21 protein-coding genes and 1 tRNA gene are annotated in these 19,737 nt (G+C 64.8%); 5 read left to right on the forward strand and 17 right to left on the reverse strand.

From position 1 onward, the window contains the following. Position 1: 1 nt before the first annotated feature. Together ACYVG2_RS08110 and ACYVG2_RS08115 are read right to left on the reverse strand one after the other, a co-directional pair. Complete coding sequence (locus tag ACYVG2_RS08110) at positions 2–895, reverse strand: phosphogluconate dehydrogenase C-terminal domain-containing protein (RefSeq protein WP_460780495.1); 894 nt, start codon at positions 893–895, stop codon at positions 2–4. Beyond that, positions 853–1,647 carry a sugar phosphate isomerase/epimerase family protein gene (locus tag ACYVG2_RS08115; RefSeq protein WP_460780496.1) on the reverse strand — a complete coding sequence of 265 codons (795 nt, stop codon included), beginning with the start codon at positions 1,645–1,647 and terminating at the stop codon, positions 853–855. The genes ACYVG2_RS08110 and ACYVG2_RS08115 overlap by 43 nt, the downstream gene beginning before the upstream one ends. 67 nt (positions 1,648–1,714) lie before the next feature. On the opposite strand from ACYVG2_RS08115, the gene ACYVG2_RS08120 reads away from it, so the two are divergent. Together ACYVG2_RS08120 and ACYVG2_RS08125 are read left to right on the forward strand one after the other, a co-directional pair. After that, on the forward strand, positions 1,715–2,452 hold the full coding sequence (locus ACYVG2_RS08120) for a FadR/GntR family transcriptional regulator (RefSeq protein WP_460780497.1): 738 nt from the start codon (positions 1,715–1,717) through the stop codon (positions 2,450–2,452). Between the two features lie 75 nt (positions 2,453–2,527). After that, positions 2,528–2,616 (forward strand) — tRNA-Ser (locus ACYVG2_RS08125). Positions 2,617–2,643: 27 nt separating this feature from the next. On the opposite strand, the gene ACYVG2_RS08130 is transcribed toward ACYVG2_RS08125, so the two are convergent. From ACYVG2_RS08130 to ACYVG2_RS08160, 7 genes are all read right to left on the reverse strand, one after another. Then, the gene (locus ACYVG2_RS08130) at positions 2,644–3,681 is read right to left on the reverse strand and encodes a tyrosine-type recombinase/integrase (RefSeq protein WP_460780498.1); all 1,038 of its coding nucleotides are present in this window, start codon (positions 3,679–3,681) and stop codon (positions 2,644–2,646) included. A gap of 61 nt (positions 3,682–3,742) precedes the next feature. Then, on the reverse strand, positions 3,743–3,937 hold the full coding sequence (locus ACYVG2_RS08135; RefSeq protein WP_460780499.1) for a helix-turn-helix transcriptional regulator: 195 nt from the start codon (positions 3,935–3,937) through the stop codon (positions 3,743–3,745). Next, the gene (locus ACYVG2_RS08140) at positions 3,937–4,368 is read right to left on the reverse strand and encodes a hypothetical protein (protein WP_460780500.1); all 432 of its coding nucleotides are present in this window, start codon (positions 4,366–4,368) and stop codon (positions 3,937–3,939) included. Before ACYVG2_RS08140 ends, ACYVG2_RS08135 begins: the two co-directional genes overlap by 1 nt. After that, on the reverse strand, positions 4,355–5,176 hold the full coding sequence (locus tag ACYVG2_RS08145) for an FtsK/SpoIIIE domain-containing protein (protein ID WP_460780501.1): 822 nt from the start codon (positions 5,174–5,176) through the stop codon (positions 4,355–4,357). Before ACYVG2_RS08145 ends, ACYVG2_RS08140 begins: the two co-directional genes overlap by 14 nt. Before the next feature lie 85 nt (positions 5,177–5,261). Beyond that, positions 5,262–5,924, reverse strand: a complete 663-nt coding sequence (locus ACYVG2_RS08150; protein WP_460780502.1) for a hypothetical protein — start codon at positions 5,922–5,924, stop codon at positions 5,262–5,264. Next, complete coding sequence (locus tag ACYVG2_RS08155; RefSeq protein WP_460780503.1) at positions 5,921–6,286, reverse strand: hypothetical protein; 366 nt, start codon at positions 6,284–6,286, stop codon at positions 5,921–5,923. Before ACYVG2_RS08155 ends, ACYVG2_RS08150 begins: the two co-directional genes overlap by 4 nt. A gap of 158 nt (positions 6,287–6,444) precedes the next feature. After that, positions 6,445–6,843, reverse strand: a complete 399-nt coding sequence (locus tag ACYVG2_RS08160; protein ID WP_460780504.1) for a hypothetical protein — start codon at positions 6,841–6,843, stop codon at positions 6,445–6,447. Positions 6,844–6,982: 139 nt separating this feature from the next. On the opposite strand from ACYVG2_RS08160, the gene ACYVG2_RS08165 reads away from it, so the two are divergent. After that, positions 6,983–7,360, forward strand: a complete 378-nt coding sequence (locus ACYVG2_RS08165) for a hypothetical protein (RefSeq protein ID WP_460780505.1) — start codon at positions 6,983–6,985, stop codon at positions 7,358–7,360. Positions 7,361–7,464: 104 nt separating this feature from the next. Here the strand turns inward: ACYVG2_RS08165 and ACYVG2_RS08170 are convergent, their stop codons facing one another. The 5 genes from ACYVG2_RS08170 to ACYVG2_RS08190 all read right to left on the reverse strand — a co-directional run bounded on the left by ACYVG2_RS08170 (position 7,465) and on the right by ACYVG2_RS08190 (position 12,027). Beyond that, complete coding sequence (locus ACYVG2_RS08170) at positions 7,465–8,631, reverse strand: Fic family protein (RefSeq protein WP_460780506.1); 1,167 nt, start codon at positions 8,629–8,631, stop codon at positions 7,465–7,467. Between the two features lie 148 nt (positions 8,632–8,779). Then, positions 8,780–10,168, reverse strand: coding sequence for a protein rep (locus tag ACYVG2_RS08175; RefSeq protein ID WP_460780769.1), 1,389 nt, complete (start codon positions 10,166–10,168; stop codon positions 8,780–8,782). 164 nt (positions 10,169–10,332) lie between these two features. After that, entirely contained in the window at positions 10,333–10,674 is a 342-nt protein-coding gene (locus tag ACYVG2_RS08180) for a DUF202 domain-containing protein (RefSeq protein WP_460780507.1), read from the reverse strand. 10 nt (positions 10,675–10,684) lie between these two features. Further along, positions 10,685–11,062 carry a YidH family protein gene (locus tag ACYVG2_RS08185; protein WP_460780508.1) on the reverse strand — a complete coding sequence of 126 codons (378 nt, stop codon included), beginning with the start codon at positions 11,060–11,062 and terminating at the stop codon, positions 10,685–10,687. Continuing rightward, positions 11,059–12,027: a formylglycine-generating enzyme family protein gene (locus ACYVG2_RS08190; protein ID WP_460780509.1), complete on the reverse strand. Its 969-nt coding sequence runs from the start codon at positions 12,025–12,027 to the stop codon at positions 11,059–11,061. The genes ACYVG2_RS08185 and ACYVG2_RS08190 overlap by 4 nt, the downstream gene beginning before the upstream one ends. A gap of 129 nt (positions 12,028–12,156) precedes the next feature. Here ACYVG2_RS08190 and ACYVG2_RS08195 point away from each other — a divergent pair, with 129 nt between their 5' ends. Both ACYVG2_RS08195 and ACYVG2_RS08200 read left to right on the forward strand, forming a co-directional pair. After that, positions 12,157–13,194, forward strand: coding sequence for a LacI family DNA-binding transcriptional regulator (locus ACYVG2_RS08195; RefSeq protein WP_460780510.1), 1,038 nt, complete (start codon positions 12,157–12,159; stop codon positions 13,192–13,194). A 50-nt stretch (positions 13,195–13,244) separates the two neighbouring features. Then, the gene (locus ACYVG2_RS08200) at positions 13,245–14,750 is read left to right on the forward strand and encodes a sulfatase family protein (RefSeq protein WP_460780511.1); all 1,506 of its coding nucleotides are present in this window, start codon (positions 13,245–13,247) and stop codon (positions 14,748–14,750) included. A 22-nt stretch (positions 14,751–14,772) separates the two neighbouring features. Here the strand turns inward: ACYVG2_RS08200 and ACYVG2_RS08205 are convergent, their stop codons facing one another. Genes ACYVG2_RS08205 through ACYVG2_RS08215 form a run of 3 tightly spaced genes read right to left on the reverse strand, consistent with a single transcriptional unit; the run spans position 14,773 to position 19,624 of the window. Continuing rightward, positions 14,773–16,233 (reverse strand): DUF1593 domain-containing protein, encoded by a 1,461-nt coding sequence (locus ACYVG2_RS08205; RefSeq protein WP_460780512.1) that lies wholly within the window; start codon positions 16,231–16,233, stop codon positions 14,773–14,775. After that, entirely contained in the window at positions 16,233–17,984 is a 1,752-nt protein-coding gene (locus tag ACYVG2_RS08210; protein WP_460780513.1) for a sulfatase, read from the reverse strand. Before ACYVG2_RS08210 ends, ACYVG2_RS08205 begins: the two co-directional genes overlap by 1 nt. 2 nt (positions 17,985–17,986) lie before the next feature. Then, on the reverse strand, positions 17,987–19,624 hold the full coding sequence (locus ACYVG2_RS08215; RefSeq protein WP_460780514.1) for a sulfatase family protein: 1,638 nt from the start codon (positions 19,622–19,624) through the stop codon (positions 17,987–17,989). Positions 19,625–19,737 lie beyond the last annotated feature (113 nt).

Consider the following 19,737-nt stretch of genomic DNA (forward strand, 5'->3'; position numbering starts at 1 on the left):
CTCAGCGCTCGATCTTGTCGAGGTGGAGCATCCGCGCGAGGTTCTTGTCGAGCTCGTCGTCGCGGAAGATCTTCTTCCAATCGTCCTTGATGATGCTCTCCCTGCCGTAGTCCATCGCGATCAGGCACGCGTCGCTGAACGGGTTGTCGCCGCGCAGGCCGTTGGCCAGTGCCACCTGCGTGTGACCGTACAGGATGCTGCGCGCAGCCGCCTCCGGAACGCCCATCGTGTTCACGGCCTCCTGAAGAGCCTCGTTGAGGAGATCGCCGATCATGCAGGCGACGGTCTCCACGAGCGTCGGCTCGAGCTGTGCGAGCTGCTTGATCGTGACCCAGTGCACGTCGATGACCGGGGCGTAGATCGCGCGGACCGTCGCTTCGACGATGGCCCTCTTCGCTTCGTCGTCGCTCTCGATCGCGGCGATGGCGTCTTGCGGGGCGGCGATGCCGCCGAAGGTGTCGGCCCACTGCGCGGGGGTCTCGCGCTGCAGGAAGATCGACGGATGGCACGGATGCGCGACGGCCTGGATGACGTCCTCGCGAGTGGTGAGCAGCCCGGCGTAGGCGGCGGCCGGGTCGAGCGTCAGCACGATCGCGCCCGAACGCAGCTGCGGAACCAGTTCGGCCGTGACGGGGCCGAGGGCCAGGTCAGGCACGGCCAGCACGACGATGTCGGCGTCGGCCACGGCTGCGGACGCGTCCGTCAGTTCGCGCCCAGCGTCGATCGTGCGCTGCCGACCGGCGGGGGAGTTCTCCACGTACCAGACGGTGTGGTCCGTGTTCGCGAGGTTGTCGGACACGCGCATGCCCATCTTGCCGCCCGCGCCGATGACGGCGATCTTGTGGTTCTCGGTCACAGTGTGCTCCTCAGATGTTCCAGTGTGGCGCGGGTCCATTCCCGCTCGGTTCGTATGGTCGTCTCGGCGTCGTCCTGCCACGGCAGCCAGTGCTCGACGATCTCGTTGATGCCGCGCTCGCGAGGGCGGACGGCCCCGAGAATGTGGGCGTAGTCGTGCAGCCCAGATCCCATCGAGGCGCCGCTGTAGGTGAATCCGACCCAGCCCGGCTGGCGGGCGAAGGCGAAGTCCTTCACGTGCACGTTCTTGGTGAGCGCCGCTGTCTGCTCGACGCACGTTCTCGGGTTCTCCAACCGGGCCACGACGTTCGCCGGATCGAGGCAGATTCCGAGGCGATCGCTGCCGACGCTCTCGACGAGACCGACGAGGTCAGCCGTGGCCAGCTGCTCGTACGTCTCGAGCGCGAGCGTGACCCCCGCGGCTTCGTATTCGCGCATCGTGCGGCGCAGCCAGGTCTCGGCCTCGGCCAGCGAAGGACGCGAGTCCGGACCGTAGAGCATGCTGCGCACCAGGCGCGCATCGAAGACATCGGCCAACTCGAGGAAGCGACTCAGGTGCTCGGGGATGATGCCCTTCGTGCCGAGCTCGATCGTGAGACCGAGGTCTCCGGCGGCCTTGGCGGCGTCGCGCAGTTCGGTGTCGGTCATCCGCTCCAGCGGTGCGTAGTCGCAGATCTGGAAGAGGCCGACGCCCTGGGCGCGGGTGTCCTCGAGAGCGTCGATCAGGCTCAAAGGCTGCGGCACGCGGTCGGAGTGCTGCCAGAAGTAGGCGTAGGTGCCGAGTCCGATCATGATCACATTTTGACAAACCGGTTGACCAATTGCAAGTCTTCTCCTCGCGCTCGGGTAGGTTGAAGCCATGCCCGCATACCCCGGCGAATCGGTCGATGACATCGCGTCCGCGCTGAGTGCGCTGCCCTCTGGGACGCCGGTCTCCGAGGTGGCACGACGTCTGCTCGATCTGTTCACCAGCGGAGCAGTGGCACCCGGCACCAGGCTGCCCCCGGAGCGGCAGCTCTCCGCGACACTCGGCGTCGGGCGTTCGGCAGTGCGCGAAGCGCTCGCCGCGCTCGAGATTCTCGGGATCGTCGATGTCAGGCCAGGATCCGGCACCTACCTTCGCGGACTGGCGAGCGAGCTTCTGCCGCAGACGCTGCGCTGGGGGCTGCTCATCGGCGAACGCAACACCGCGCAACTGCTGGAGCTGCGCGAGGGGCTGGAGATCTACGTCGCCCGGCTGGCCGCTGCGCGGGCGGATGCCGCGGTCATCGCCCGGCTTGACGACGACGTGAAGCGGATGCGCGAGACGGTCGCCGATCTTCCCGCCTTCGCGAAGGCCGATCTCGATTTCCACCACGCGCTCGCCGAGGCTGCCGGCAACGAGACGTTGACCGATCATGTGCACGTCATCCGCTCGCTCCTGCAGGTCTACGCCGACCGCGCGGTGCACGATTCCGCCGAGGCGGAGCGGGCGGTCGCGGAGCACGAAGCGGTGCTGGCGGGCGTGCGCCGAGGTGACGGCGACGCTGCCGCGTCCGCGATGGCCGTGCACATGGCGACGGCGACAGCGCGGCTGCTGGCCGACTCGCAGGCGTGAGAACGGCCGGTTCGTGACACTCGTTCCGACCGGTTATGATGGAGGAGCGCATCCGTGCTTTCGAGTCGGATGTCTGGAGACGTCGCATAGTCCGGCCTAGTGCACCACCCTGCTAAGGTGGAGTTCCCTCACGGGAACCGAGGGTTCAAATCCCTCCGTCTCCGCACCTGGTCAGAAGCGATTTTCGCTTCCTATCCGACCTTCCCTCCTTCCCCTGTTTCGTTGTTGTCAGGGGAGTGAGAGGGGAGTGACGCGTTCAGGCGGCGCAGAGCCTCTATGTCCTGAGCTTCCCCGAGCACATGTGCATACACGCGCAGAACGGTGCGCGGGTCATCCCCGAGCCAGGCCGAAACCTGGTTGATCGGGATGCCCTGCCGCAGCCATGTCGAAGCGGCGTAGTGGCGCAGATCATGCACCGTATGGTCGGGGGACGTCGACGTCCACGCAACTGCACGGCGAAAGTAGGTGCCCCGCAGCTGCAACCCGGTCGCGCTCGTCGCGAGGTAGTCCGCTGGCCCCTTGCCTGCCGCCCACTCTCTCGCAATCTCATGCGCACGCGCCACGAGAGGCACAGTACGGCGACCCCTGGCAGTCTTAGGCGACTTCTCGGCGTAGCCGTCGCTCTGTGCACGAAGCACCTGAACGGCCGGGAATGGCGCGTCTTGAAGCTGCCCAACCCTCATCGCGCGTAACTCGCTCCACCTAAGGCCTGAGAGGCTGAGGAATTCGGTGATGAGCGCGCCGTGCGGTGAACGGCTCCGCTGTGCATCAAGAATCGCCGCGAGGATAGAAGCCGTCAGCGGCGCTCCTTCATGAGCTTGCACGGCACCAGACGGCATCCGCACAGAACGAACAGGATTCGTCGGCGTGTAGCGCTGGCGAACAGCCCATGACCATAGTGCCGAGAGCGTCGTGCGAATCCGCGAAACCGTGGAGTGAGCGCGAGTGCTCAGCAGATCGGTGAGCACCCCCAGTACCTCCGCCTCCCCCACCGATCCGATGGGCCGAGCAACGAACTTCGACGGAAGTGCAGCGAAGTTATCGCGGTCAGTGCGGAGCGTGTGCGGCGCGACCTGGCCTGAACGTGCGACGAGAAACGTAGCAATGACCTCCGAAAGTGGCGTGCGCAGCTGCTGAGGGGCGACGAAGCTGCCAACGTGAAGCGCTTCCTTCTGCTGCCGTTCGAACGCATCCGCGGCACGTCGGGTCGTGAACGTCTTATCCGCCACGACCCGGCCACCTGCATGGAGCCGCACCCGCCACCGAACACCGGAGGCTGTTTCTCGTCGCTCAACGCTCAACGGTCAGCCCCGCAAGCCGATGCACGTCAGCAACGGCGTATACCCTTCGAGCACCGACGACAAGCGGCGTGATCGGGAAGGTTCCAGCCCTAACCTTCCGAGAGATCGTCGACGGGTGCACCCGCATAAGCTCCGCGAGTTCGGCCTCCGTGTACCAGAGCGGCGTATCCACGGTCTTACTCATCACTCGTCCCTCCACTTCTCAACCAGTCGGCTCCACTCGGCGTACATGCCGCTCAATGCCACATCTTCGTCTGCAGTCCAGGTGCCACCAGCTGTGAGGCACAGGCGGTCTGCCTCCCGTCCGCCGATCTCATCCGTCAACCGTTCAATTCGAGCCACAGCCGCCCTATCCGCATCAGAGCCGGGCGTGCGCAGCGGCGGCAGGGCCGGTCGCAATCGGCGAGCCAGAGCAATGAACTCATGGAGGTTCGTGACGACCTGTTCAAGCCGCGAACCCGCAGGCCGAGTTAGGCGGCGGCGCTCGTCATAGAAAGCTCGCAATTTCATGTCATGCTGAGCCGTCCACTGCCCCACCATTGCGCGGCCGATAGCTTGCTTCTCGAAAGCTGCTATCTCATCGTTTAGGGCGCGCAGCCGCTCATGCCGATCCACCGCTGACCACCTCCTGCGCAGCATCACGAGCGCGAGCAGCGAGCACCGCAGCGCGGTAATCGATATAGGGCAGCAGGTCGGCGCGAAGGAACCTGAGAGGTTCACCCGGCTCCCAGATGACGCCCTGACCAGGTGCTAGCGACATGATCCGCTGCACGTCTTCCGGTGTCGCGTTCTCCATCAGGAGGCTCACTGACGCGGCGTTGTCCTGCCTGAACGCCACGCGCCGGGCAAGCTGAGCACGGTCTGGCAGGAAGGCGGCCTCTCCGCGCTGGAGGACGAGGTACAGATTCAGCGACGCCTTCGCAGCCTCACGGGCAAGGCGACCAACGGCAGACTTGAAACGAGGCGCGTACTTTTCGCCCGCCTTACGCCCAGCGTCCTCGGAATCCAGCCAGGTGAGCAAACCCGCGAATTCCTCGAGCACAATCACGTACTTCGGAAACGCGGGCCGCAGCACTTCGCGCGGCACGGCATCGACCCCATGCGCCAGCAGTGTCTTGATCCGACGATCCATGATCCGAACCAGTGATTCCACAACCCCACAAGCGCGCTCCGGATCATCCGTGCCCAGATGGATCAGCGGGTCATCCTCCCCTCGTCTGTGCGGGTGCAGCAACAAACCACTGGGATCTACCCCGCAAACCCGAATGCGCGGATCACGAGCCGCCGTCAGTAGCGCCATGTGGGAGAAGATCGTCTTGCCCGACCTGGTCTGACCCACGACGACCGTATGAAGTGCCGCGAAGTGATCGAACTGAACATCACGCCCGCGCTCATCGACGCCTACGACTGCATCGGCACTCATGACTCACCATCCGCGTTCGGGTCTACGAACTCGAATCCATCGAGCAGCGCCCAGGGCGTGTCCTCGTCTTCAAAGTCGAGCGACATCAGAACACGCCCTCTCTCGGCTCGTCCGTCCAGTCTTCAACCCGAATCGGAGTCGCCACCGTCGCTGAATCGGTTCGCACGCGTCGCGTGCCGGCCAACGGGTCACGCGACAGCAGTTGCAGGCGCACCGACGAAGGGCCGGCCTTCTCAGCGCGAATCGAAGCGCCGACCGCTGCCGAGAGCGCGTCATCCTCGAAATGGCCAGGATGCTTCCCCGGAGGAACGATCACCGTCACGAACGGTCCGAAAGCAGATACGCCAGTCGAATCCACCTTCGGGTAATAGGTGCCGGTAGAACCATCGTGCAAGCGAGCAGTCACTGCGATACCTGCATGCTCCGCCCACTTCCACGGCTCCCGCATCCGTGCCATCGCACGAGCCTCAAACTTGCTGAGGGTAGCGCGCTGTTCCTTCGGCAAGTTCGGTCCACGACCTTTACCCTTGCGGAACCGATTGATTGCCCATACCCGGAACGGGCGCAGCAGCAGGAAAGCCAGCGCGATCGCGAACAGGATCGCCGCCAGGACGATCAAAACGATGCGAACGAGGCTCACCAGCGCATAGATGGGCGAACCGGAATCCACGCCCACGAACGCGAGCAGCACGAGAACAACCGGCACGAGCAGCCAGATACCCCGTCGCAGAAGACGATCCAGACTCATTTCGCCCCCTCCGTAACGGGGAGGAAGCCCCACAGCTTCACTGAACGCCCGGAGGTCTCACCCGACCACCCGCCTTCCTCCGTTTTGCGGAGTTCGCGCGAGTCCAGTTCGAAGTAGCCCGTATCGGGCAGTCCCTCCACGACAAGCACAACACCACGGACGTCACCGTCCTCGCGCTCGACGGCCTCGACTGAGCACACGTCCTCGGTCGACGTCACGGTGTCCGCCACAACGATCTGACATACATCGCGGGTAGTTGTGCCCTCAATCGAAGAGAACCGCAGCCAAAGACCCGCAGACCACGCCGGGACGAAGAATTCAGCGGTGATACTCCCCGGCTCTCCGGCGACGACGCGACCCACGCGCATCTCGTATGGCGAACCATCGACGCGCTCCGTGGCCGGAGAAGCGCTGGGGGTAGCCGTTGCAGGGGCGCCGCACCCCGTCAGCATCAGACCAACAGCAGCCGCAATGCCCAGGGCCCACACAGCGGCGCTTTGTCGCTTCGTCGTAGCCACGATCAGCCTTCCGCCTTCTTCGCAACGGAAACCGTCACCGGCACGAGGCTTTCCACGGTGATCGACAGGAGCACACGCCCGTTGCTCTCGTAGGGTTGCACCCAGATCAGCCCTTCGGCGCGTACCTGGTCGCCAGCTTCGATCACGTCGTCCGGTACCGCGTTGATGACGTGCAGCGAGTGGCCCTTCTGGGGACGTAGCCGCCCTTCCTTGTCGAGCAGCTGGGGGATGCAGCCCGATGCCAGCGTCGGGCGTCCGTCCGCAGACAGCGCGTTGCTCTGCGCGCTACCGCGATCACCCTTCATCCGAAATCTCATCGGCTCGCCGAGGCCGAGTGCCGTCAGCGGCCACGCCTCGGAATTGGTCAGGATCGGAAGGCTTGCAGCCTGAGTCGTGTTCATTCTTGTTCTCCTCTTGGAATCAACACCGCATCCACGGTCATTCAACGGTTTTGGTTTGAATGCGGCTGAGCAAAGCATCGCACACGATGCACGCTGAATCAACCTCAAATCGTGGAATCGGCGCTGATAGACTCCGGACATGTCACCACGCAGACCTGGCGCACCGGCCAACGCTATTGATGGCGTGAAGTACGCAGCGCACGAAGCCAAGCGAACAGCCGACCTGCTGCCCTACGTCCAGAGGCCAGTCGATACGCTCACCGAAGCGATAGAGACCATCACGCGGTCAAGCGCGCGCGATCAGGTCAAGCAAGCGATGCTGCTCGCCGCGATCCACGACGCAACCGAGCAACTGTCTGCGGCCAGGAAGATCGCGGCCGAGTACTCGGTGCTGCGAGGAACATCGATCGCGATGGTTGCCTCTCACCTGCAAATGTCGCCAACCCGAATCGGCGAGTACTACCACTCGCCGACGCCGCTGGCAGACGTTACCGAGACGGACGACCGAGCTATCTAGGCGCGGGCGTTTAGAGGCGCAGGCGTTACTAGAACTGAGACTCGCGCGGACACCGAAGAAGCCCTGGATCTGATTCGACAAGATCCAGGGCTTCTTCGTGAGGTTTAGTGCGCCGTTGGAGGGATGAACGCTTCAATAATCTCGCGGTTGGCAACAAACTTTCGGTAGCCGACCTTATTGAACAAGCCCAACTTCACTAGGTCGTTCAGGTCTCTCGCTGGCGTCCTTTCTCCACACAGTGCGTACTCCCGCGCCAGGGAGGTCGAGAGGTCCTTCACGCTTTCCGGCGTGACAATTTGACTCTTGACGGCGGTCAGGGCTACATCACGTTGGCGGTCGCGAGTTGCTGTGCGCGGCATCGACTTGAACGTCTCGTGAACGAAGCTCTCCCAATGGATCGCGATATTCTCGTTGCGAACGATAGCGATCTGCTCGCGCAATTCGTCAAGGAACCCACGAAGCGCGTACCTGACGAAGTCGCGAACATCTCGCTGAGCTGCATCAAGCGCGAGGTAGTAGGCATCACGGGTCTTGTTGTAGTGATCTGAGAGCAGATTGGTTGCCACGAGCGGTACTACGCCGGACTCCGACAGTATCTGCACCTCGACTAGGCGAGCGAGGCGGCCGTTGCCGTTGCCGAACGGATGAATCCAAGCGATATAGATATGAGCCAACACGGCCGAGAAGAACGCTTTGATGAACTGCTCTTCAGGTTTTGCCTCGCTTGACGGCTTGGGAAGAAGTGTGGCAATCCAGGCGACGAACTGTTCAACAAGTTCGGGAACGTCTGTGTAGTGGGGTGGCTTGTACGTGCCAACGGCCACATCGTGCTGACGAATCTGCCCGGGAACGACCTCGGGCTTATCGGGGATCCCGTCGAGAATCTTGAAGTTCAGTTCTTCCAGCCGCTCGCGTGTGATGGGGGGACGCTCTCCACGTTGGAGCGCATCATCTATCTCGCGGATCGCGCCGAGTACATTCTGAACTTCACGCTCAAGATAAGCCCGTGACTCCGGGACCGCTGCGCTCCCATGATCCACAATGTTCTGTACCTCGTCGGCTGACAAGGTGTTGCCCTCGATAGCGGTCGTCGCCGCGACGCCACGGGCAAGGAACACGGAGGCAAGCTTCTCAGCGGCTGCAGGCTTGAGTGGAACGCCTGCAAGATGCTGGCATTTGGAGAACGCCTCGCCAAGCATCAGCCACAGATCAGGGGACACCTTTTGAGTGTCAAACTCGAACGAAATGAACGGGTAGCGGGTGCGATCCATTCTGGAACCCTACCTCCAGATGCTCCACTACACAAGGAGGGATGCTTACCTAGCAGTTTTTTCGGTCATTCACCCGTGCAACTGTTCTTCCAACCTTGAAACCATTCCTGCGGTCGCCCCAGGAGCCTCAAAGGTCGTTCGGACATGCTCATCGGAACCTGACGTCATCGTTCGGCCGTGATGGGTCGGGGGCGACCCGCACATACCAAGCCAGTCGGTCGAGGTCGCCAGACTCCGCTATTTCGAGCGCTTCGGCCAGCCGGTCGGCGTCGTTCCGGAACGCGCGGTCATACGTGCTCGCTTCGATCACGGCAACCGGTTCGAACGCCTCGGCTTCCTCGATCACTTCGTCATCCGTCTTCTCCTCCTCGCCAGGCAGTAACAGATCCCGCAGCCCCTTCGTCCACGAAAACGCTCGACGCCCCTGCGTAGAAGTCACGAATTCGACCCAGAGCATACGAGCTTGCTCCGTCCCCGGTCCCGCAGCGTCGAGCAGTTCAAACGGTGCGAGGCTCTCCCCACGCCCGCGCTTCAGATCGCCGCGCGCAATCTCCGCCCCAATCGATGTTCGACGTTCGCTCGCCTTCTCCTGCACCTTGCTGAGGTAGTTCGCCAGCACGGCACCGTCGCCATCGACCCGTTGTACCTTCACGCCATGCTCACGCGACGGCAGCCGACCGCCACGCTTCTCCACTGCTTTCGCCCACAAAGCGAACGTCTCAGCCTCGAACGAGGCAAGCTCTGCAGCCGATAGCGGGCGCTCGAAAACCATCAGAAAGTGCGAATGCGGGTGCCAGCCGTTGCCGCCGTACGTGACTTCCGTTGCCCTGATCGCACCGAGATACCCGAGCCGGTCCGCCAGCCTCCGCCAGGCGCGCCACGACACGACCGAGCGCCACGCCTGCAAGAGCAAATCAATCGATGCCGCCAGGGTGTCGTCGGACTTATGTCGCAGCGTAATCGTCGTGAACGCCAGCCCGAGGTTGCCTTCCTGCGCATGCTGAGCCGCGCGCTCGATCTCGTCCGCCCGCGTGGCCCGAATCACCCCTGCGCACACAGGGCAAGCCCACACGGATGCACAGCGCTCCAACCCCGAGTAGTGCGCGGGATGCTCCCCCGAGCTGTCAGCGTGAACTGTGACGGCCGCCGCGGCACGCCATCGGCACCGAGCCGGACGCAGAGGGCGTACCCACTCGCCCGAGTCATCGTTTCGAGCGTCCCTAGGCAACCCCGCTTGCTCGCGTGCTGATCCGATCAGCCAGCCGCTCGACCGCTGCCGACGCCGGAACCGAACCCGCCGCCAATCCGATGCGGCAACATTATTCGCGATGTACCAAGGCGCGTCGCTTCGCTCCGCGTGCGGAGCACCGTTCAACCCTCCGCGGGCTTCGCCTCGCTCCGGGCCGAACGGTGCTCCCTCGAAGGAGCGCGCGCCGTAGTCATCGGAAGGGTGGCCATGATCGGGCATACGCGCCGGTCGGGCCAGGGGAGCAGCAGGGGAGTCGCACCGCCGAACACGCCGAGAACTGGCGTGCATCCGGTGCACGAAGGCGCAGGATTACGCGGCCAGTGCGACTCTCAAGGCACTGCTAAGGTGGAGACCTCGCAAGGGGTCCAGGGGTTCAAATCCCCTCGTCTCCGCCAAGAAACACCTGTTCAGCAGTCAGGCCCGAAGTCGCTGAGATCCCAGTCCGAAGCGTCTCAGGATGCCGCCATGCAGATGACGATGGCGATACTCGTCCCGCCGATCACGACCGTGAACACGGTGAGTGCGAAGGGGAGGCGCGAGTCGGGCATCGGAGCTCTGTCACCGTCCCGCTCGAGTGCGCGGGTAGTGCTCCGGTAGCGCCGGCGCGCGGCGGCCCACAGGCCGGCGGACGCGATGATGCCGGCAACGCCGCCGAGAGTCCACCATCCGCTCCCGAACGCCTCTGGCAGGATCCGCATCGCGACCAGCGAGCCGACACTGAGGGCGAGGCAAGTACGGCGCCACCCGAGCTCGGTGCGCTCAGGCTGCAGGCCGGGGTCGAACAGCGACGTCATCGTGGTCTCGTCAGCGCAGCAGGATCGCGAGGACGACGAGGACGCCGGCGACCGTGACCGCGATTCCGAGTATCGCGCCGAGCAGCGAACCCGGCAGGGGCTGTGCGCGCCGTAGGGCTCTCTCGGTGCGCGCCCACTCGACCCAGGCGAGCGAGGGGACGAGGATGCCGGCTATGGCGAGCACAAGGGACGCTGCCAGACGCAGCTCGGGTTGCAGGTCGAGACCCAGTACCTCGAGGGCGACACCGCCCGCGATGAGCGCGAGCGAGGTTCGGATCCACGCGAGGAAGGTCCGCTCGTTCGCCAGGGTGAAACGGGCATCCGGCTCACCGCCGTGCTTGTACACGACCGGCGGGAAGCGGCGCCCGTTGCCTCCGGGCGTGCTCACAGTGCGACCGTCCGGAACCCGCTGTTGCCCATCGACGAGTCCGGAGTGTTCTGCGAACGCGCCGAATTGCGGTACCTGTTGCAGTACGAGATGTGGCACAGATAGCTGCCGCCGCGCAGCACCCGGGCCTGGCCTCGATCTGGCCCCGTTGGAGCGGCTGCGAGCGAGCGGCCGTAGTAGTTCGGATCGAACCAGTCCTGGCACCACTCCCACACGTTGCCCACCGACTGCCACAGGCCGTATCCGTTCGGCTCGAAGGTCCGCACAGGGGCCGTCGTCAGGAACCCGTCCTCCGCCGTGTTCACCCGTGGGAAGTCGCCCTGCCAGATGTTCGCGCGCCAGCCTCCGGCATCCACTTCGGCATCCCCCCACGGGTACTTCGCGCCCTCGATGCCGCCGCGGGCCGCGTACTCCCATTCGGCCTCGGAGGGCAGGCGCCTCCCAGCCCATTCGGCGTATGCGTTCGCGTCATTCCAACTGACGTGCACCACGGGGTGGTCTCCCCGCCCATCGATCGACGAGTCGCGCCCGCCCGGATGGCGCCAGTCCGCCCCACGTACCCCGAGCCACCACGGTGTGCCGGACGGCACGCCGACGATGTCCTCCTCGGGCGCCGTCAGCGCGAGATGGAACACCGCGGAGTAGCCGAATGCCTCCGCCTCGGTGGTGTAACCGGTGGCATCGACGAAACGGGCGAATGCATCGTTGGTGACGGCGGTCGTGTCGATCGAGAATCCCGGGAGCGTCACAGGGTGCCGCGGCACCTCCCCGTCCGCCGGGTTGAGGTCTCCGGAGGAATCCCCCATCGTGAACGTGCCGGCGGGGATCACAGCCTGCTCCAGGTCATGCGACCCCGTGCTCGATGCGCGCAGAGTCTCGCGTGACGGCATCCCGAGCGCGACGAACTGCTCGCGTCCCGGTGCCCCGCATGTGCAGCCGGGGCCGCACCCCGCATCGGATGTCATGACACTCCTCGCAGTCCAGTTCGGTGGTCGCCCGCCAGCCTATCCCGAGTCCGCGGCCTCGATGCCACTGATCTGAATCGATCCGTCGATTACTTGACTCAATCGATTGAACAACCTAATCTCAGCACCATGGGTCGACCCACGCTGAAAGACGTCGCCGCGCGAGCCGGGGTGTCGGCATCGGCCGTCTCGTACGCGCTCAACGACGCCAGCACCGTTCGCCTCGCGGAGGCGACCAAGCAACGCGTGCGTCAGGCGGCCCGTGAGCTCGGGTATGTCCCGAACGGAGTGGCGCGGTCGCTGCAGGCGCGCGCGAGCCGGACGATCGGTGTGATCCTCGGCAAGGCGTTGACGCTCGCGCGCTACGCCTCGATCGTGGACGGGCTGGCGCGTGGCCTGAGGACCGAGGGCTTCCGGATCTCGCTGCTCGAGGAAGCGGACGCGCTCCGCGGAGTCGACGATGTGCGCGCCGGCACGCTGGACGGGCTCATCTTCATCGGTCACGACGACCAGGGAGTGCCGAGTGCGCTGCGTGACGCGATCGCGGAGTTCCGTATCGCATTCGTCGCCGTCGATTGCGGCTCCGGAGCTGAGCAGGAGAGCTACCCGACCGTCGATTTCGACTACGGCGAGGGTGTGCGCCAGAGTCTCGCCTTTCTGACAGGTGTCGAGAGACTCGTCTACATCCGACCCGGTATCGATTCGTACGCCGAGGTGGCGCGTGCGCGGGCGATCGAGGAAGCAGCGGGAGCTTCTGCGCTCGAGGTGCACACGCTCACGACGGATGTCACCCTCGAGACGATCGCACGATTCGACGCCGGTGACGCGGACAGATCGCACCATCACACCCTCGTCCGGCAGCTCGGCGAGATTCTTGCGAGCTGGGCCGGTGTGCCGGCTCGAAGCGCCGTCCTGTGCGCGTGGGGCACCGATGCGGAGGCCGCATACCGGACCGCGTCGATGCACGCACCGGGCACCCAGGTCGTCGCGCTCGCCGCAGGCTCGCTCTCACCCGGACTCTGGCCGGGGCTCGTCTACTCGCGCCTTCCGCTTGAAGAAGGCGGGAGGTCGGCTGCACGATTCATCGTGGCCGCGGCCCGAGGAGAAGACGGCGCGGACGCACGCGCACACCTCATGCTCGCCCCTTCGCTGCAGCACGAGCGCTGACGAGCATCCCGACACTCCACCACGATGATCGACGAACGAGAGCCCGCACGATGACCCGCCCCAACATCATCTTCATCATGTCCGATGACCATGCCGCGCACGCCATCTCGGCCTATGGCAGTCGTGTCAACGTGACGCCTCACCTGGACCGCATCGCCGACGAGGGGATGCGGCTCGACGCGGTGTATTGCACGAACTCGATCTGCAGTCCTTCCCGCGCGTCGATCCTTACGGGAACGTACAGCCATGTGAACGGCGTCTCCTCGATCTGGACCGAGATGGACTACCGGGTCCCCACATTCGTCGAGGTACTGGGGCAGGCTGGATACAAGACCGCGATGTTCGGAAAGTGGCACCTGGGTGAGCACGGAGAATCTCTGCCGCGAGGCTTCGACGCCTGGAAGATCTTCCCCGGGCAGGGCGAATACATCGATCCGCCGATGATCGATGAGAGCGGCACTGATGTCATGCGCGGCTACGCGACGGACATCATCACCGACCTCTCGACCGAGTGGATCGACAGCCTCGACGGCGAGCCTTTCTGCATGATGGTGCACCACAAAGCGCCGCACCGACCGTGGGTTCCCGACGAGAAGCACGAGCATCTCTATGCCGACGGCGACATCCCCGAGCCGGAGACGTTCTTCGATGACAACGCGTCGCGCAGCAAGGCGGTCCGCGGCGTGCACATGACGATCGCCGATGACATGGGCGTCGACGACCTGAAGACCGAGATTCCAGAGCATCTGCGCGGCGACGAGAACAGGGCGGCGCGGATGAGCTGGAAGTATCAGATCTACATGCGGGATTACCTGCAATGCATCCAATCCATCGACGACAACGTGGGGCGTCTTCTCGACCATCTGGACGAGCGCGGCCTTGCCGAGAACACTCTCGTCGTCTACACCTCGGATCAGGGCTTCTTCCTCGGCGACCACGGCTGGTTCGACAAACGGCTGATGTTCGATCAGTCGCTCCAGATGCCGATGCTGATGCGCTGGCCTGCGGAGATCGCGCCGGGCAGCCGCAGCGAGGCGATCATCACCAACGTCGACTTCGCCGCGACATTCCTGGACGCGTGCGGCATCGACGCGAATGATGCGCTCCCCACCTCGCAGGGGCGGAGCTTCCTGCCGATCCTGCGGGGCGAGGCCGTAGAGGACTGGGCGGATGCTGCCTATTACCGCTACTGGGAGCACGACGACCCCATCCACAGCGCACCGGCGCACTACGGCATCCGCACCGCCGACCACAAACTCATCTACTACTATGGCGCCGGTCTCGGTGTGCCCGGGGCATCCGGCGCCGTCTTCGAGCCGGAATGGGAGCTCTACGACCTGCGAGTGGACCCCGAGGAGTGCCAGAACGTCGCCGCCGACCCCGTGTACGCCGAGGTGCGCGCCGCGCTTGAAGTGAAGCTCGCCGAGTACCAGAAGCGTTACGCCGATGAGCCGTACACAGGACCTGCCACGCCTCGACCCGAGTGGGGACCCCACGACGCGGCTGCCGTCAAGCGTGTCGGTGATCTGTTCGCTCGCATCCGTGCGGAGCAGTGAGGTTCGAGGCGGAAACCCGCGCCTAGACGATCGTGATGAGGACGCGGGCGTACCGGACCAGCGGCGGCTCGTCGTCGACGCGGACATCGCGCGCTTCGAGGATGAGATGCACTTCGCGGCCTGGTTCGAGCACTCCCGCGAGCGAGAACTGCGTGCCCGCCGATCCGGGGTCGATGAAGGCACCGGATGCGTCGCCGTCCCCCGCATCGGTGTCCTCGCGCCACAGAAGACGGACCTCGTCTCCATCGGGGTCGGAGACGACGGCCTCCAAGGTCACGGTCGTACCAGGACGGGCGGCGAGCGCTGCGGGAGTGGCCAGATGAATGTCAGGAGCGTGGTTCGCCGCTGCGAGATCCGAAGTCGTCGACCAGCGAAGGCGTGCGGCGAAGTCCCGCTGAGCGTCCGGGAACCATCTGGCCGCGGTGTACGAGGCGGATCGGGCACCCGTCTCGTCCCGGTCCGTCGCTAGGCTCGCGAGGAACTCGTTCGCCCGGTCAGGATTGGACTTCTGCCGGCCGCCCCAGCCTCCCCAGTGGGGAGCTTCGAAAGCACGCAGGCCGTTGTCGATCAAATTCAGGAAGTTCGTCGTGTCGCCTTCGGACACCCACGATCCGGGCTCTTGGAGGGGAATGAAGACGTGGTACCCCTCGGCGCGGAGCTCCGCTTCGCTTCGACGGGTGCCGAAGTAGTCATTGTGGTCGCCGGGCATGGTGCGGCCGTCCCCCCATACGCGATAGTGCCCGCCCAGCGGGCCCGCCGGAAGGACCTTCGCCTCATGCCAGGACGACGACAGGAATCGTGCGCCGTCCGCGGTCGCCACGGAGCGCGCCGCATACCCCCACATCCGCGTCGCGACCTCGCGGACCTCGACCTTCGGCCAGTTCGGCGCGATGTAGTCCTCGTAGGTGTCGTCCTGTGAAGCGAACTTCGTCACGATGACCCGGCGGCTGAGGCGATCTCGCACTGCCGCCCAGTCGGATGACGACCCGAAGCGCTCTTCCAGAGTCCGCAGCGCTCGCGAGAGAGTCGCCGGTCCCGCCCACAACTGCACGAACACCGGCCGGGGATCGTCATCGAGGATCCGTTCGACTATCAGATCCGCTCCGGCCGACGGCGTGCGGTCATCGCCCTCGAAGTCGACGTTGCCGATGCGGATCACCGAGCGCAGTTGATCTGCGCTCGGGTAGCGTGCGTCGTGGACTCGCAGGTTGTCGTGGACCTCGGCGTACCGATCGATGACGTCGTGGATGAAGACGTCTTCCTCGCCCCAGCGCCATGACGTCTGCGGTTCGGTGTACTCGCGGTCGGGGTGGAAGAAACACGTGCCTTGGCCGTCGCCGCGCCAATGGAACTGAGATCCTGCGTAGATCAATCCCTGAATCTCAATCTCGTTGGCATACAGAAGCAGACGTACGAGTGAGTTCGCATCGTCGATCTCCGGGTCGGTCGTGATGATCGTGCGAGGGAGAGCGGGAGCAGTCATCAGGTGCCCGTCCGTGCGGCGGCGAGATCCGCGTCCAGTGCTCGCAGAGCATCCGCCGGTACTCCGGCTCTGGTCGCCATCGAAATGAGACTCGCACCTGGCGCCAGCCCGAGGATCTCGGTACGCGCGATGTCGGGTGCGTGCCGCTCCACAACCGACCGGAACCGCGATTCGTACAGCAGATCGTCGAGCGGAAGATCGAGCAGATCCAGCGCCGTCAGCTCGTCCTCGCGGGGCAGCGGTACGAGATTGCGCTCTGCACGTTCCCGGTGCGCTCGCGCGCGCAAGTGCGTCACGTCGACGGGCCCCTCTGCGGGCAGTCCGAGCCGCGCGTACTGACTGCCCGGTGCATCACCACGTCGCATGAGGTTGACGAGCAGCTCGGCCATCTGCAACTCGACCTCATCGTCGACGAGCGGGTGCAGCTGGCGAGGATCGGAGTCCAGGTCGAAGAGCAACGTGCCATGCTGCCACGAGTTGAACCATACGGCGGATGTCTCGGTGCGCATCGTCCGCAGCCCCTTCGTGAAGGTGAACGGATCCGCCGGCTCCCAATCCCGGAGCTCGGCGGCCGAAAAGCGTGCTCTCATGTGGGTGGGCATGAGGGTGAACTCTTCGAGCGGCGCGTTGCTGACGTCGTCTGCCGCCCGCATGTATATATATCGTCCGTCCGTCACGTTCACATGCCCCCCGTAGACGCCGAACAGCGCGCCATCATGCCCATCCGCGTGGGCGGTGAGCGGCTGACCGATCATGTCGGGAGTCGACTCGACGCCGAAGAAGTCGAGGAGGGTGAGCGGAATGTCGACGGTCTGGGCCAGGCGTTCGTCTCGGATGCCGCGGGCTCCTGTACGCGGGTCCCACAGGAACATCGGCACATGAACGAGCTCGTTGAACCAGGGCGTGATGCCCTTGGCCCACCAGCCGTGCTCTCCCAACAGGAACCCGTGGTCCGTGTTGACGATCAGCATCGTGTCGTCCCAGAGCCCGTGCTCATGCATCGCGTCGAGTACGCGGCCGAGGGAGTGATCGCACATGTCGAGCAGAGCGAGGTATTCGGCGCGCACGCGATCCACCTCCTCCTCGCTTTCGAGCACACGACGATAGGCGGGCCAGTCGTTGGTCGCTTCGCCCTGGATACCCCGACCCTCGCGGAAGCGCTCGGGTGCGAAGAACGGCTCGTGCGGGTCGAACAGCTCGATCTGCAGCATCCAGTCATCGGCTGCCGCGTTGGTCGTGATGAAGTCGATGCCGGCATCGACGGTGCGGGTCTGGGCGTGCTCCTTCTCGCTCTGCATGTACCTGCGGTTCACGGCATCCTGAGCGCGCATGCGCACGACGGGTGAGGTGCGGGTGTCGGTGGCACCGACGACGCCCTTCCACGGGTCGCCCTCCTGCCCACGTGAGAACTCCCACGTCGTATACCGCGTGTGGTACGTCGCGCCGCCGTCCTCCCAGTAGTGCGTGTGATCGGAGGCGAGATGCGTATGGATGCCGTGCTCCGCCAGAAGTGCAGGAACGGAATCGTCGAAGGGCTCGAGCGGCCCCCAACTGCGATGCAGGAAGTTCTGGCGACCCGTGTGCAGCTCGCGTCGAGCGGGCATGCACGGCATGGACCCGGCATAGAACTTCTCGAACGTGACGGTGCGGGCAGCGAGGCGCGCGAAGTTCGGCAGGTGAGGAGCAACGTCCGCATACGGAGCCACCATGTGGCGGTTGAGGCTGTCGAACATCAGATTGATCGCGCGCATGCTCAGCGGGCTCCTTCCTGGGTGACGAGGACGTGATCGCTGGGTTCGTAGCCCAGGCGCCAGGCGCCGAACCAGACGGAGTCATTCTCCGCGACCACCACCGGCCCGGAGTACAGATGCCAGCGCCGACCGTCCGGAGTCGGCGAGCCGGATGCCTGTTCTATGCCGGACAGGTCGCCGAGCGGTCCGGGAGGGTCTGCCGTCCACGCGATGGACGCACCCTCGGTGTCGACGGTGGCGATGAAGGCTCCCGACTCCAACCTCACAACCGGCGCAGCCGTCTGAGGGCTGACGCCGCCGGGACGCCAGCGCTCGATCAGCTCGCTCTCCGGGATGGCGCCCAGATCGCCGTACTCGTCGCCCCAATCCTGCAGCGCTCGACTCAGCCGTTGCTTCGTCGCCTCGTGCTCGGGGTCATCCGCCAGATTACGCGTCTCGTGCGGATCTTCCACGATGTCGTAGAGCTCTTCCGCCGGACGCGGCACGCTCATCATCGAGCGCTGCAGCGCAGTGAGGATGTCGGGGTTCTGCCCCTGGGTGAGCATGTCCCCCTCTTCATGCCGCAGGCGTCGCAGGTCGCTCCAGGTGCCCAGGTGATCCGGGTAGTAGTTGTACTGCATGCCCGGACGGTCGGGATGCACGTTGAGGATGTACCGGTATCTCTCGTCGCGGATGGTCCGGACCGTGTCGTCGGTGGCATCCATCCGATCGCGCGCCGCGTACGCATAGGGGGCAGCAGGCAGCGATTCGCCGCTCGACGAGAGGAGGGGGCGCCCGTGCATGTGTCCCGGCACTTCGATGCCGGCGACCTCGAGGATCGTCGGCGCCAGATCGAGCATCTGGACGACTTCCGTGCGAGAGGTGCCGGGCTTGATTCGTCCTGGCCACCGCGCGATGAGCGGCACACGAACCCCGGCCTCGTTGGCCCATCGCTTCGCCCGCGGGAAGCTCGCTCCGTGATCGCTCCAGAAGACGACGAGGGTATCCTCGGCGAGACCGTCCTCCTCGAGCTGGCCCAAGATGCCGCCGACCCATTCATCCATCGCGGTGACGAGATCGAAGTAGCGTGCCCACGCCTGGCGGAACGTGGGAGTGTCCGGATGGTATGGCGGCAACGGCACCGCTGCAGGATCGTGTCGCTGGTCGTCACTGAGCGTACGAGTGGCGGCTGCGTACGCGTCGTCGCCGTATATGCGCGATTCATGAGTGATGAGGCTGTGGAACGACGCGAAGAACGGCGCGCCGTCCGGCCGGTCGCGCCAATGTGCGGTGGGGGAGCAATCATCGAACGCGGTCGGTGGGGTCTTCACCTGGAAGTCAGTGAACCAGTTGTTCGACGTGTAGTAGCCGGCCTCGCGGAAGTACTCGCTCACGAGCCGGACGGACGCAGGAGGTACCGCTTTTGTGCGCATGTGCATGGTGCCGATGGCCGTGGGATAGCACCCGGTCATGATCGCCGAGCGGGAAGGCGCGCACACGGGCGCCGCAGCGAACGCCTGATCGAACCGCATCCCCGACTGCGCCAACGCGTCGAGGTGGGGAGTGGGGGATTGATCAGCATTGGGCCAAAGGTCGGCGTATGGGCCGATATGGGGGTTGATGTCATGGGTCGAGATCCACAGGATGTTCGGCCGATTCACTGATCCTCCTCGATGTGCATCACGCGGCATTGCGTTAACTACTGAACACTATTTAGTATTACATCGTTGACGCGATGTCGCATCGATTATGTTTCCGAACCCAATGACGACGT

The sequence above is a fragment of the Microbacterium shaanxiense genome (assembly GCF_054779995.1).